Origin of the sequence: Neorhizobium galegae bv. orientalis str. HAMBI 540, from assembly GCF_000731315.1 — a bacterium.
Taxonomy (GTDB): Bacteria; Pseudomonadota; Alphaproteobacteria; order Rhizobiales; family Rhizobiaceae; genus Neorhizobium; species Neorhizobium galegae.
Window position 1 is genome coordinate 342,930 of sequence record NZ_HG938354.1, and the last position, 12,304, is coordinate 355,233.

Here is a 12,304-nt window from a genome sequence, read left to right on the forward strand (position 1 = left end):
GCTTAATTCCTGTTGGTTGATATAGGATTGCGTTTGGGATGAGGTTTCAGCCGAAGGTGAAGGCGTAGGCTTCGACGCCGGGATCGAGGAAGCGGATCTCGAAATTGCGCGCCTCGACATCGCCGGCCTGACGAACGAGCTGGTAGAGCTTTGTCGCTGTCACCGTGCCGTTGCCGTCCGCGTCGATATCGGCGCCGTGGTTTATTCCCGGAGGCTTGCCGTCGATCGTCACCTGGAAGCGGACCGGCTTGCCGGCGGCGGGACCGAGGACGAGATGCAGATCGCGGGCGCTGAACCGGTAGGCGATGCCGCCGCCCGGCTGGCTAAGCGTTGCCTGTTCCGCGCCGACGGTCCAGGTGCCGGAGAGGCCCCATTCGTTGAGGCTGGGCTCCTCGACCGAATAGTCGCGGGCGGCGTCGGCGCGCAGGGTTTCCCGGGAGGCGAAGTTGGTCGCGCGCTTGTAGCCGAGATAGGTTTCGCCGGAACGGACATTGCGCAGGTCCGGGCTCGTCTCGGCGCCTTTGGCGTCCGGCACGACCGGTGCGGTGGCAGCCGTCTCGCTGCCGGCTTCGCGCAGCAGGTCCTGGATGGCCTGCTCGGACTGCCGGTAATTGCCTTCGCCGAAGTGATGGTAGCGGATCTGGCCCCTGGCATCGATCAGATATTGGGCGGGCCAATAGCTGTTTTCGAAGGCGCGCCAGATCTTGTAGTCGTTGTCGATTGCGATCGGGTAGCCGATCTTGAAGTCGCCGACGGCCTTTTTGACATTGTCGATCTTCTTCTCGAAGGCGAATTCCGGGGCATGCACGCCGATCACCACGAGGCCTTGATCCTTGTACTTTTCGGCCCAGGCGCGGACGTAAGGCACGGTGCGGATGCAGTTGATGCAGGAATAGGTCCAGAAATCGACGAGCACGACCTTGCCGCGGAGCTGTTCAGCCGTCAGCGCGGCAGAGTTCAGCCACTCGACCGCGCCGTCGAGCGAAGGCGCACGGCCTTCGACCGGCAGGTTGCTGCGGAACGGCCGGGCGGTATCGGCGGAGGCCACCATCATGCCATTGCTGGCGATTTCCGAAGGCGATCCGTTTGCGGGCTTGGCGTGGAGCTTGTCGAGCACGGCCTGTTCGAAGGAGGCGGTGCTCGCATAGGACAGACGGGCGAGCAGGCCGGTATCGAGGCCGAGCGCGATGGCCGCGACGCCGGCAAGGACGGCGGCACCCAAGACCTGGCGGATTCGTTCGCTGACACCGAGCGAACGCTTCATCCCGGCAAAGACCTTTCCGCCGACGATGAGCGCAACGGCGAGGGAAGTTGCCGCGCCGGCCGCATAGGCAGCGAGCAGGAATGTCGTTTCAAGGTTCGCGCCCTGCAGCGCGGCACCGGTCAGGACGAGGCCGAGAATGGGGCCGGCGCAAGGCGCCCAGAGCAGGCCGGTCGCCACGCCGAGGACGACTGAACTTGCTGCGGTCGGCACCGAACCGGGTTTGCCCGAGGCATTCATGAGCTTGTTGCCGAAATCGACGACCGGCCGGGTGACGAAGCTTGCGACGCGCGGCGAGAGGAGACTGACGCCGAAAATTGCAAGCAGGATGATGGCGGTGAGCCGGCCGTATTCGTTGGCGTGGACGGCCCAGCTGCCGCCGACGGCTGCAAGCGTGGCGACGAGCGCAAACGTGGCGGCCATGCCAATGAGCATCGGCAATGTGCTGCGGACGAACGGCTGTCCGGCGCGCGCAAAGACGAAGGGAAGAATAGGGAGAATACACGGGCTGAGGATCGTCAGCGCCCCTCCGAGATAGGCAATGATAAGAAGCGTCATCATCGTTTCCTTTGAAACCGGATGTTCGGGTTCTGGGCGGCGATGCGGCTCGACCAGCAACGGTGCCAATCTGGTCGGCGCGACGTATCCCGGATGTGTCCGGGTTCGTGGGGAAATGTACCGAAATGTAGAAATTCGCCCGGCGCGCTACAGAGCGACACAAATCGCCGGGCTCGGCGGGGTCGGCGGCGCCTGAATTGTATCAGAACGTATCCTGGCGATTGGATGCTACATCCGCATTCAAAACCCGCGGCTCGGGACACATCCGGGATACATGGGTGTCGCTCTCTTCCGATCGTGATCAACACGGAATGGAGAGATCGATGTCCGACCCAATCAACCAACAGCGCCGCCGCTTCTTCGGCGTGGCCGCCATGACCGTTGCAGCGGTCGAATTCGGAATGACCGGCAGCGCGGGCGCTCAGTCTCCGCAGGCTCCCGCAACGCCGCTGCCCGCCGTCAGGGCCGGCACCAATACGTCCTTCGAAACGCCGAAGCAGATCAAGGCTGGCGTGCTCGATGTGGGGTATGCGGAGACCGGTCCGGCAAACGGTCCGGTCGTCCTGCTGCTGCACGGCTGGCCCTACGATATCTACAGCTTCGTGGATGTCGCGCCGCTGCTCGCCTCGGCCGGTTATCGCGTCATCGTGCCCTATCTCAGGGGCTACGGCACGACCCGGTTTCTGTCGAAGGACACACCGCGCAACGGCCAGCAGTCGGCCGTTGCGGCCGATATGATCGCGCTCCTGGATGCGCTGCGGATCGACAAGGCGATTGTTGCCGCCTTCGATTGGGGCGCGAGAACCGCCAACATCATGGCGGCGCTCTGGCCGGAGCGTTGCAAGGCGATGGTATCGGTGAGCGGTTACCTGATCGGCAGCCCGGAAATCAACAAGAAGCCTTTGCCGCCGAAAGCCGAGCTTGCCTGGTGGTACCAGTTCTATTTCGCCAGCGAACGCGGCCGGCTGGGCTACGAACAGAACCGGCGCGACTTCAATAAGCTCATCTGGCAGACGGCCTCGCCCACCTGGAAATTCGAAGACGCGACCTTTGAAAGATCCGCCGCCGCATTCGACAATCCAGACCACGTCGAGATCGTCGTCCATAACTACCGCTGGCGGCTGGGCCTTGTCGACGGCGAGGCCCGGTTCGACGCCCTTGAAAAACAGCTCGCCACGGGGCCGACGATCTGGGTGCCGACCATCACCATGGAGGGCGATGCCAACGGCGCCCCGCATGCCGAGCCTTCGGCCTATGCGAGAAAGTTCTCCGGAAAATACCAGCATCGTACCATTACCGGCGGGATCGGCCACAACCTGCCGCAGGAGGCACCGAAGGCCTTTGCGCAGGCCGTTCTGGATGTCGACCGGTTCTAAACCTCTAACGGCTGCCGCGGAGATATTTCTCCGCTTCGCGGCGGCCATCCTCCGGTTTAAAGAAGGAAGAGCGGCGCGATACCGTTGCCATGGAAAAAGGATCTGAAGTCCGAAAATGGATCATGTCGACCATATCCTGATCGTCGATGACGACCGCGAGATCCGCGAGCTGGTGTCGAGCTATCTGAAAAAGAACGGCCTTCGCGCGACGGTGGCCGCCGATGGCCGCCAGATGCGCAGTTTCCTCGAAGCCAATTCGGTCGACCTGATCGTGCTCGACGTGATGATGCCGGGCGATGACGGGCTCGTGCTTTGCCGCGAACTCAGGGCCGGCAAGCACAAGGCGACGCCGGTCCTGATGCTGACCGCCCGCAGCGACGAGATGGACCGGATCATCGGGCTCGAAATGGGCGCCGACGATTATCTGCCGAAACCGTTTGCCGCACGCGAGCTGCTGGCGCGCATCAAGGCGGTCCTGCGCCGGACGCGGATGCTGCCGCCCAACCTGCAGATCAGCGAAGCCGGCCAGTTGCTGACCTTCGGCGACTGGCAGCTCGATACGGTCGGTCGCCATCTGCTCGACAAACAGGGCACGGAAATCGCCTTGAGCGGCGCCGAATACCGGCTGCTGCGCGTTTTCATCGACCATCCGCAGCGCGTGTTGAACCGCGACCAGATCCTCAACCTCACCCAGGGCCGCGATGCGGACCTCTTTGACCGCTCGATCGACTTGCTTGTGAGCCGGCTTCGCCAGCGGCTCGGCGACGACGCGCGCGAGCCGACCTATATCAAGACGGTGCGCAGCGAAGGTTACGTCTTCTCGGTTCCCGTCGAGATTTCGGAGCCGAAGCCGTGATCGCCAGCATCTCCCGTTCCAGCAAGTGGTGGCCGAGCACCCTGCGTGCCCGGCTTTTCCTCATCCTGTTTGCCGGGTTGGCCATCGCCTACGGGCTCTCCTTCAGTATCCTCTTCATCGAACGTTACATGTCGGCAAAGGCCGTCATGCTCGGCACGCTCGAAAAAGATCTTGCAACCTCGATCGCCATCCTCGACCGGCTGCCCGCCAACGAGCGGGCCGACTGGCTGGATCGCTTGAGCCGCGGCAATTACCGCCTTGCGCTTGGCCCGGGGCTTCCCGGCGTGCCGGACATGTCGGGCCGAGGTACGGAGATCACCGGCAAGATCGAGGAGGCGGTCGGGCATCGGTTCCCGCTGCGGGTGGAATCTATTCCCGGCGATGACAAAAGATTGCAGGGTCATCTGACGCTCTCCGACGGTTCGCCGCTCACCATCGACGTCACGCCGACGGGTGTCATGCCTATCGCCGATTGGCTGCCTTACGTGTTCGCCATCCAGATGGCGCTTCTGGTGGTCTGTACCTGGTTTGCGGTCCGGCAGGCGATCCGCCCGCTGGGGGACCTTGCGGCCGCCGCCGATGCGCTCGATCCCGACAGGAAAGGCCCGCCCTTGAGCGAGGCCGGCCCGAGCGAAGTCGCCCATGCCGCAAGAGCCTTCAATGCCATGCGCGACAGGATCGCCCATTATCTGGAGGAACGGGTACAGATTCTTGCGGCGGTCTCCCACGATCTCCAGACGCCGATCACCCGCATGCGGCTGCGCGCCGACATGGCGGACGATTCGCCCGAGCGGGACAAGCTGGTTCATGATCTCGGCGAGATCGAGCGGCTGGTGCAGGACGGCATAGCCTATGCACGCAGTGCGCATGGCAGTGGCGAGAAGATTTCCCGCATCGATCTTGCCTCGTTCATCGATAGCATTGCCTATGACTATCAGGACACCGGCAAGGCGGTGACGGTCCTGGGCGTGGTTCAGGGCACCGCGTCCACCAAGCCGCACGCCCTGCGCCGCATTCTGTCGAACTTCATCGATAATGCGGTGAAATTCGCCGGCGCGGCCGAGATCGGCGTCGAGCGAAGGAGCGAGGGCGATGTCGTCATCACCGTCCTCGATCGCGGTCCGGGAATTCCGGAGGACATGCTGGAGGCCGCCATGCAGCCGTTTTTCAGGCTGGAGCAATCCCGCAACCGCGAGACAGGCGGCACGGGGCTCGGCCTTGCCATCGCTCAGCAGCTTGCTGCAGCGCTCGGCGGTTCGGTCAGGCTCTACAATCGCGCCGGCGGCGGGCTGGCGGCTGAAATCGCAATCCCCTGATCTCAGAACTAGGCCGAAATTTTCGAAGCGTTTTGTATGAGAGAATGTCCGGCGAGGCCGGCATTACGCTTTGATACATTTTCGGCGATTTCGGAAACATGCCGGATACGTCAACCCGTCAAACCACTCCCCGTCAACGGATGTCGCAATCGGCGACACGAACAAAGGAGTGTTCCATGACCACGATCGACAAGGTTCTCTATACCGGCAAGACGCATACCACCGGCGGGCGCGATGGGTTCTCGCGCAGTGACGATGCGCAGCTCGACATCAAGCTCTCGCCTCCCGGCAGCGCCCATGCCGGCACCAATCCCGAACAACTCTTCGCAGCCGGATGGTCGGCCTGCTTCATCGGCGCCATGGGGATTGCCGCGGGCAAGCGGAAGATCAAGCTTCCCGCTGAGACGGCGGTCGATGCCGAGGTCGATCTCGGAACCACCGAGGGCGCATATTTCCTGCAGGCCCGCTTCAACATCAGCCTGCCGGGCATCGATCCGGATCTTGCCAGGGCGCTTGTCGAAGAAGCCCACCAGACCTGCCCCTACTCGAGGGCGACTCGCGGCAACATCAACGTCGAGCTGATCCTTGCCTGAGGATCGCAACGACAGGGATGGAATGCGCACTGGACGAGGCTGAGGCCTCGTCCTTGGAGAACCCAATGAAACTGATGATTATCTACCTCCTCGGAGCTGCCGTATTCGCGACACCCTGCATATACGACGTAACCTCACTGGAGCCTTCGGCCTTGGCCGGCCTTCTGGTCGCGGTCTCCTCATTCTGAAGCCTGCCCGTCCAGAAAGTGGCGACAACCAAAAGAGCCCGTGGTCGCCGTTCCTGTGGTCTGCCAGCGGGCGGTCAATGGCCGGGCCCGCGCTTGACGAGGCGAAGCATGGTCGTTCCCTTCGACTGTCGAGGCAAACGACATCGGCAGGACCGCGCCCGACAGCCCCAACTGGGAGTGTCAGCGTAAATTGTCCCCGCCGTCGGGATCCAGCTCTATCAGGAAAACACCTGTGCCCCCTGAGATAACGAGGTCGCTGGTCGCTTCGCCCTCTAAGGCCAGACAATCAAGTGGCCCGAGTTCAGCTGCCTCCGAACCGAAGGCGATCGTGTGGTTTCCGGTCGCAAGAACGAACCTCAAGGAGGCGGACGGCGACAGCAAGAAGGGAGCCGGCTGCCGGCTGACACGGTGTGAAAACCGGCTGCGCCGCGTCATGACGTTGAGGTCGGTTACGACCCCATTTACAAGCCTTGCCAAAACCGGCTTGTCGGACGGAAATGGGTAGGGCTCGGAATCGAGATCGAGGATCAGGGGCTCGCTGGTATCGATCGTCAGCTCGATGCCAGCGCCGGAGAGGATCGACAGGGTTCGGTCCACGCCGGGAAAGATCGAGAACGGTCCGTCGGAGGCGACAGTTGCCGTGCTGATGCGCCAGTCGAAATCCTCTATCGATGCGCCGGCGGGAAAGACGGCGATCTCCACCGTCTCACCGCCGCCGTTCTTCCACGGCATTCGCTTGTAGTCGGAGGCGCGCAGGATTTTCACGGGTTCAGTTGCCGAGAATGCCGGGCAGGCGAAGTCCGCTTTCCTTGGCGCAATCCACGGCGATCTCGTAGCCCGCGTCAGCGTGGCGCATGACGCCGGTGGCGGGGTCGTTCCACAGCACGCGTTCGATGCGGCGGTCGGCGTCCTCGCTGCCGTCGCAGCAGATCACCATGCCGGAATGCTGCGAATAACCCATGCCGACGCCGCCACCATGATGCAGAGACACCCAGGTGGCACCGGAGGCCGTGTTGAGGAGCGCGTTCAGCAGCGGCCAGTCGGACACCGCATCCGAGCCGTCCTTCATCGCTTCCGTCTCGCGGTTGGGAGAGGCGACCGATCCGGAGTCCAGATGGTCGCGGCCGATCACGATCGGCGCTTTCAGCTCGCCGTTGCGGACCATCTCGTTGAAGGCGAGGCCGAGCTTGTGGCGGACGCCGAGGCCCACCCAGCAGATGCGCGCCGGCAGGCCCTGGAAGGAAATCCGCTCGCGCGCCATGTCGAGCCAGTTGTGGAGATGCGCGTTGTCCGGCAGCAGTTCCTTCACCTTGGCATCGGTGCGGTAGATGTCTTCCGGATCGCCGGAAAGGGCTGCCCAGCGGAACGGCCCGATGCCGCGGCAGAACAGCGGGCGGATATAGGCCGGCACGAAACCCGGGAAGGCGAAGGCGTTTTCCAGCCCCGCGTCCTTGGCGACTTGGCGGATGTTGTTGCCGTAGTCGAGCGTCGGGATGCCGGCGTTCCAGAAGGCGATCATCGCCTCCACATGTTCGCGCATCGACGCGCGGGCGGCTTTTTCCACCGCCTTCGGATCGGTCTCGCGCCTGGCTTTCCATTCGGCGATCGTCCAGCCCTTCGGCAGGTAGCCGTTGATCGGGTCATGGGCGGAGGTCTGATCGGTGACCATGTCCGGACGAATGCCGCGACGGACCATCTCGGGGAGGATTTCCGCCGCATTGCCGAGCAGGCCGACGGATTTTGCCTCGCCGGCTGCCGTCCAGCGGGTGATCATCTCCATGGCCTCGTCGAGCGTTTCCGCTTTCGCGTCGACATAGCGGGTGCGCAGCCGAAAATCGATACTGTCGGGATTGCACTCGACGGCCAGGCAGCAGGCGCCGGCCATGACGGCGGCAAGCGGCTGGGCGCCACCCATGCCGCCGAGACCGCCGGTCAGGATCCATTTTCCCTTGAGGTTGCCGCCATAATGCTGGCGTCCGGCTTCCACGAACGTCTCGTAGGTGCCCTGCACGATGCCCTGGGTACCGATATAGATCCACGAACCGGCGGTCATCTGGCCGTACATGGCCAGCCCCTTCTTATCGAGTTCGTTGAAATGGTCCCAGGTCGCCCAGTGGGGCACGAGGTTCGAGTTGGCGATCAGCACGCGCGGCGCGTCCTTGTGAGTGCGAAACACGCCGACCGGCTTGCCTGACTGCACCAGCAGCGTTTCCTCCTCCGTGAGCGTCTTCAGCGTCGCAACGATCCGGTCGAAATCGTCCCAGGTGCGGGCGGCGCGTCCGATGCCGCCATAGACGACCAGTTCGTTGGGGTTTTCCGCCACGTCCGGATCGAGATTGTTCATCAGCATCCGCAGGGGCGCTTCCGTCATCCAGCTTTTGGCGTTGAGCTGGTTGCCGCGCGGGGCGCGGATTTCGCGAATATTGTGGCGGGGATTGGTCATCGGAACGTTCCCTTTATCGGTTGTTGTTTTTCTGCGACGCGAGGCCGAGGGCGATCCGCTCGATCCGCGTCAGGATACCTTTCAGATGGACGCGCAGCCGCTCTGCCTTGGCCGGATCATAGGCAAAGGGCAGGGCCTCTGCCGCGAGATGGGTGGACTGGGCAAGTTCCATCTGGATGGCGTGGACGCCGGTTTCCGGCCTGCCGTAAAACCGTGTCGTCCAGCCGCCCTTGAAGCGGCCGTTCAAGATGCTCGTGTAGCCCGAAGCTGCAGTTGTCACATCGAGCGCCGCCTGTTCGATTGCCGGGGCGCAGGTTTGGCCCATGTCCGTGCCTATGTTGAAGTCAGGCAGGGTGCCCTCGAACAGGAACGGGATGTGCGAGCGGATCGAGTGACAATCGTAGAGCACGGCAATGCCGTGAATGGATTTGACCCGTTCGATCTCGGCCGCAAGTGCGGCATGATAGGGCGCATGGAAATCCCGCAGTCGCTCGGCGATGTCGGCCTCGGTCGGCGCGGCGCCAGACTTCCAGATGCTTCTGCCGTCGAAATCCGTCTCCGGAACGAGGCCGGTCGTGTTCTGGCCAGGATAGAGGCTCGCACCCTGCGGATCGCGATTGGCGTCGATCACGTAGCGGTGGAACGTGGCGCGCACCGTCGTTGCATCCGCCAGAAGGCCATCATAGAGTTCATGGATGTGCCAGTCCGTATCGGCAAGCAGGCGACCGTTGTCGTTCAGCCGGTCCCAGATCACTGGGGGCACATCGGTTCCCGTATGCGGAAAGCCGAGAATGACGGGGGAGGTGCCTTGTCTCACTTCAAGAACAGCCATTTCACGCCTCCAGGACCGGCAGGATATCCGCTGAAACGGATGCGGCGAGCGCGCCCGAAGCGACGAGATCTGTCGCCGCCTTGAGATCGTTTGCCATGTAGCGGTCTTCTTCCAGGCTCGGAACGACGGAGCGGATGGTAGCGATCACCTTCTGGAGTTCAGGACTGGTCGTCAGCGGCTTGCGCAGTTCCACGCCCTGCGCTGCCGTCAGCGCCTCGATGCCGATGATGGTCGCGAGATTGTCGGTCATCTGCAGAAGCCGGCGTGCCCCGTGGCAGGCCATCGAAACATGGTCTTCCTGGTTGGCGGAGGTCGGCGTCGAATCGACCGAGGCCGGATGCGACATCTGCTTGTTTTCCGACATCAGGGCGGCGGATGTGACTTCCGCGATCATCAGCCCGGAATTGAGCCCCGGCTTCTTCGCGAGAAACGCCGGCAGACCGTAGGAGAGGGCCGGGTCCACGAGCAGCGCAATGCGGCGCTGGGCGATCGCGCCGATTTCGCAGACGGCAAGCGCGATCTGGTCGGCCGCAAAGGCCACCGGTTCGGCGTGGAAATTACCGCCCGAAACGACGCTATAATCTGACAGCACCAGCGGATTGTCGGTCACTGCATTGGCTTCGATCTCGAGCGTGCGGGCGACGGAGCGCAGCAGATCGAGGCAGGCGCCATCCACCTGCGGCTGGCAGCGGATGCAATAGGGGTCCTGCACCCGTTCGTCGCCCTGCAGATGGCTTTCGCGGATGACCGAGCCCGACAATAACGCGCGCAGAGCCGCGGCCGCATCGATCTGGCCCTTGTGGCCGCGAAGCGTGTGGATATCCGGATGGAACGGCGCGGAGGAGCCCATGGCGGCGTCCGTCGACATCGCGCCGGTCACCAGTGCTGTCTGGGCGGCTCGATGGGCGCGGAACAGGCCGGCCAATGCCAGGGCAGTCGAGGTCTGGGTGCCGTTGATCAGGGCAAGGCCTTCCTTGGCGGCCAGCACGACCGGTTTCAGTCCGGCCTTCGCCAAGGCCTCGGCAGCCGGCAGCAGTGTGCCTCGATAAAAGGCCTCGCCTTCGCCCATCATCACGGCTGCCATATGCGCAAGCGGCGCGAGATCGCCCGAGGCGCCGACGGAGCCTTTTTCCGGAATGAGCGGGATCACGCCTTTTCCCAGCATCGCCTCGATCAGGCGCACCAGTTCGAGCCGGACGCCGGAGGCGCCGCGGCCGAGCGAAATGAGTTTCAGCGCCATGATCAGGCGGACGATATTCTCGGCAAGCGGCGCGCCGACGCCGCAGCAATGCGAGAGGATCAGATTGCGCTGGAGCGTCGCGACATCGGCACTGTCGATCTTGATCGACGCCAGTTTTCCAAAGCCGGTATTGATGCCGTAGACCGGCTCGTTGCCTGCGGCGATCTGGGCGATCCGCGCCGCAGCCTTCTCTATCCCCGCGTCGAACAAAGGATCGATCCGAACCGGCGTGCCGTTCCAGTAGATGTCCTGAAGCTCGCGAAGGCTCACCGAGCCGGGTGTCAGAACGATGCTCATGCGGAAACCCTCTTGCCCTTGAAGATGCGCGCTGCCAGCGGATTGAAGCCGATGCGATAGACGAGCTCCGCCGGCCGCTCGATATCCCAGATCGCGAAGTCGGCGGATTTGCCGACTTCGAGCGTGCCGGTTTCGGCCTGAAGGCCGAGTGCGCGTGCCGCCTCCCGCGTGACGCCGGCAAGGCATTCCTCGACCGTCAGGCCGAACAATGTCGCGCCCATGTTCATGATCATGAGCAGCGAGGTCAGCGGCGAGGTGCCGGGATTGCTGTCGGTCGCCAGCGCGATACGGGTGCCGGCGTCGCGCAGTGCCTGGACAGGTGGCGCCTGCTTTTCGCGAAGCGTATAGAAGGCGCCCGGCAGCAGCACCGCGACTGTGCCTGCCTGCGCCATCGCCCTGGCATCCGCCGCGGAAAGATACTCCAGATGGTCGGCCGACAGCGCGCCATAGGAGGAAGCAAGGCGCGCGCCGCCAAGATCGGAGAGTTGTTCCGCATGCAGCTTGACAGGAAGGCCCAGCGCTTTCGCCTTGTCGAAAACCCGGGCGATTTCGGCGGGCGAGAAGGCAATGCCCTCGCAAAAACCATCGACCGCATCGACGAGCCCTTGCGAATACGCCGCCTCGAGACCCGGCAGGACCACGTCGGTAATATAATCGCCGTTGCGGCCCTTGTAATCCGGCGGTGTCGCATGGGCGGCAAGCCAGCTGGTGACGATCCGCACCGGCCTGACTTCACCGAGCCTGCGGGCAACCCGCAGCATTTTCAGCTCGCCCTCGATGTTCAGCGCATAGCCGGATTTAATCTCGACCGTGCTGATACCCTCGGCCAGAAGCGTGTCCAGCCTGCGAAGCGCCTGGTTGAGGAGCTCGTCTTCCGAGAGTGCATTGGTTGCCTTTACCGACGAGATGATGCCGCCGCCGGCTCGTGCGATCTCCTCGTAGGTCGATCCGGCCAGGCGCATTTCGAATTCCATCGCGCGGTCGCCGCCGAATACCAGATGGGTATGGCAGTCGATCAGGGCCGGGGTGATCCAGCGCCCGCCGCAATCGGTTTTGTTTTCGGATTTCTCAAATTCGGCAGGCAGGTCGGTCAGTGCGCCGACGAAAGCTATCCGCCCGTCGCGCACGGCGATCGCGCCGGCTTCGATAATGCCGAGACCGGATGCCGAGGGAGCAAACGTGGCGATCCGCGCATTGTGCCAAAGCGATGCGGAGCCTGCTGCAGATTTTGAAGAATCTTCCCCATCCATAAGCTTTTCGCCTTTCCTTATGGGCGAACATGTATATACATAATAATCCGAGTGACAAGAAGAATTTTGGTCTCCGCGAGGAAAAGGGAAGGGC

Annotated in this window: 11 protein-coding genes; 5 read left to right on the forward strand and 6 right to left on the reverse strand. The window is 63.2% G+C overall.

The window, feature by feature from the left end:
- Positions 1–46: 46 nt before the first annotated feature.
- Complete coding sequence (locus RG540_RS24210; protein ID WP_041366270.1) at positions 47–1,819, reverse strand: cytochrome c biogenesis protein DipZ; 1,773 nt, start codon at positions 1,817–1,819, stop codon at positions 47–49.
- Positions 1,820–2,142: 323 nt separating this feature from the next.
- On the opposite strand from RG540_RS24210, the gene RG540_RS24215 reads away from it, so the two are divergent.
- The 5 genes from RG540_RS24215 (at position 2,143) to RG540_RS33490 (ending at position 6,148) form a co-directional block, all read left to right on the forward strand.
- Positions 2,143–3,195 carry an alpha/beta fold hydrolase gene (locus RG540_RS24215; RefSeq protein ID WP_041364272.1) on the forward strand — a complete coding sequence of 351 codons (1,053 nt, stop codon included), beginning with the start codon at positions 2,143–2,145 and terminating at the stop codon, positions 3,193–3,195.
- 115 nt (positions 3,196–3,310) lie between these two features.
- Positions 3,311–4,051: a response regulator gene (locus RG540_RS24220; RefSeq protein ID WP_041364275.1), complete on the forward strand. Its 741-nt coding sequence runs from the start codon at positions 3,311–3,313 to the stop codon at positions 4,049–4,051.
- On the forward strand, positions 4,048–5,367 hold the full coding sequence (locus RG540_RS24225) for an ATP-binding protein (RefSeq protein WP_041364277.1): 1,320 nt from the start codon (positions 4,048–4,050) through the stop codon (positions 5,365–5,367). The genes RG540_RS24220 and RG540_RS24225 overlap by 4 nt, the downstream gene beginning before the upstream one ends.
- A gap of 176 nt (positions 5,368–5,543) precedes the next feature.
- Positions 5,544–5,960 (forward strand): organic hydroperoxide resistance protein, encoded by a 417-nt coding sequence (locus RG540_RS24230; RefSeq protein WP_041364283.1) that lies wholly within the window; start codon positions 5,544–5,546, stop codon positions 5,958–5,960.
- A gap of 65 nt (positions 5,961–6,025) precedes the next feature.
- Positions 6,026–6,148 (forward strand): hypothetical protein, encoded by a 123-nt coding sequence (locus tag RG540_RS33490; RefSeq protein ID WP_041366271.1) that lies wholly within the window; start codon positions 6,026–6,028, stop codon positions 6,146–6,148.
- 180 nt (positions 6,149–6,328) lie between these two features.
- On the opposite strand, the gene RG540_RS24240 is transcribed toward RG540_RS33490, so the two are convergent.
- The 5 genes from RG540_RS24240 to hutI are packed head-to-tail and all read right to left on the reverse strand — an operon-like array spanning position 6,329 to position 12,210.
- Positions 6,329–6,913, reverse strand: a complete 585-nt coding sequence (locus tag RG540_RS24240; protein ID WP_041364285.1) for a HutD/Ves family protein — start codon at positions 6,911–6,913, stop codon at positions 6,329–6,331.
- A gap of 4 nt (positions 6,914–6,917) precedes the next feature.
- The gene (hutU, locus tag RG540_RS24245) at positions 6,918–8,591 is read right to left on the reverse strand and encodes a urocanate hydratase (protein ID WP_041364289.1); all 1,674 of its coding nucleotides are present in this window, start codon (positions 8,589–8,591) and stop codon (positions 6,918–6,920) included.
- Positions 8,592–8,604: 13 nt separating this feature from the next.
- On the reverse strand, positions 8,605–9,423 hold the full coding sequence (gene hutG / locus RG540_RS24250; protein ID WP_041364291.1) for an N-formylglutamate deformylase: 819 nt from the start codon (positions 9,421–9,423) through the stop codon (positions 8,605–8,607).
- 1 nt (position 9,424) lies between these two features.
- Positions 9,425–10,960: a histidine ammonia-lyase gene (gene hutH / locus RG540_RS24255; protein WP_041364293.1), complete on the reverse strand. Its 1,536-nt coding sequence runs from the start codon at positions 10,958–10,960 to the stop codon at positions 9,425–9,427.
- A complete protein-coding gene (gene hutI, locus RG540_RS24260; RefSeq protein ID WP_041364296.1) occupies positions 10,957–12,210 on the reverse strand; it encodes an imidazolonepropionase in 1,254 nt (417 codons plus the stop codon). The genes hutH and hutI overlap by 4 nt, the downstream gene beginning before the upstream one ends.
- Positions 12,211–12,304 lie beyond the last annotated feature (94 nt).

Bases quoted from the DNA above. Each gene is read 5' to 3' on its own strand.
- RG540_RS24210 (WP_041366270.1), bottom strand. From the start codon at position 1,819: ATGACGCTTCTTATCATTGCCTATCTCGGAGGGGCGCTGACGATCCTC.
- RG540_RS24215 (WP_041364272.1), top strand. From the start codon at position 2,143: ATGTCCGACCCAATCAACCAACAGCGCCGCCGCTTCTTCGGCGTGGCC.
- RG540_RS24220 (WP_041364275.1), top strand. From the start codon at position 3,311: ATGGATCATGTCGACCATATCCTGATCGTCGATGACGACCGCGAGATC.
- RG540_RS24230 (WP_041364283.1), top strand. From the start codon at position 5,544: ATGACCACGATCGACAAGGTTCTCTATACCGGCAAGACGCATACCACC.
- RG540_RS33490 (WP_041366271.1), top strand. From the start codon at position 6,026: ATGAAACTGATGATTATCTACCTCCTCGGAGCTGCCGTATTCGCGACA.
- hutU (WP_041364289.1), bottom strand. From the start codon at position 8,591: ATGACCAATCCCCGCCACAATATTCGCGAAATCCGCGCCCCGCGCGGC.
- hutG (WP_041364291.1), bottom strand. From the start codon at position 9,423: ATGGCTGTTCTTGAAGTGAGACAAGGCACCTCCCCCGTCATTCTCGGC.
- hutH (WP_041364293.1), bottom strand. From the start codon at position 10,960: ATGAGCATCGTTCTGACACCCGGCTCGGTGAGCCTTCGCGAGCTTCAG.
- hutI (WP_041364296.1), bottom strand. From the start codon at position 12,210: ATGGATGGGGAAGATTCTTCAAAATCTGCAGCAGGCTCCGCATCGCTT.